Source organism: Janthinobacterium sp. BJB304, from assembly GCF_002735765.1.
GTDB lineage: Bacteria > Pseudomonadota > Gammaproteobacteria > Burkholderiales > Burkholderiaceae_D > Janthinobacterium.
In genome coordinates, this window is sequence record NZ_PDZN01000055.1 from 1 (window position 1) to 618 (window position 618).

The 618-nt window shown below is 51.1% G+C and carries 1 rRNA gene; it reads left to right on the top strand.

Going from position 1 to position 618, the window contains the following annotated elements:
* A 23S ribosomal RNA gene (locus CSQ95_RS28900) occupies positions 1 to 618 on the top strand; the annotation flags it as partial.

The window sequence follows — 618 nt, forward strand, 5'->3', positions numbered from 1 at the left end:
GGCTAAAACAGTCAGGATGTTGGCTTAGAAGCAGCCATCATTTAAAGAAAGCGTAATAGCTCACTGATCGAGTCGTCCTGCGCGGAAGATGTAACGGGGCTAAGCCAGTCACCGAAGCTGCGGATATCCTTTATTGGATATGGTAGGAGAGCGTTCTGTAAGCCTGCGAAGGTGTCTTGTAAAGGATGCTGGAGGTATCAGAAGTGCGAATGCTGACATGAGTAGCGATAATGGGGGTGAAAAGCCTCCACGCCGTAAGCCCAAGGTTTCCTGTTCAACGTTCATCGGAGCAGGGTGAGTCGGCCCCTAAGGCGAGGCAGAGATGCGTAGCTGATGGGAAGCAGGTTAATATTCCTGCACCGTCGTATGATGCGATGGGGGGACGGATCGCGGAAGGTTGTCTGACTGTTGGAATAGTCAGTTTCTGCTTCATAGAAGGCACTTAGGCAAATCCGGGTGCGGAATTCAAGGGAGTGGGACGAGTGAATTTATTCACGAAGCAATCGGAAGTGGTTCCAAGAAAAGCCTCTAAGCTTCAGTCATACGAGACCGTACCGCAAACCGACACAGGTGGGCGAGATGAGTATTCTAAGGCGCTTGAGAGAACTCGGGAGAAGG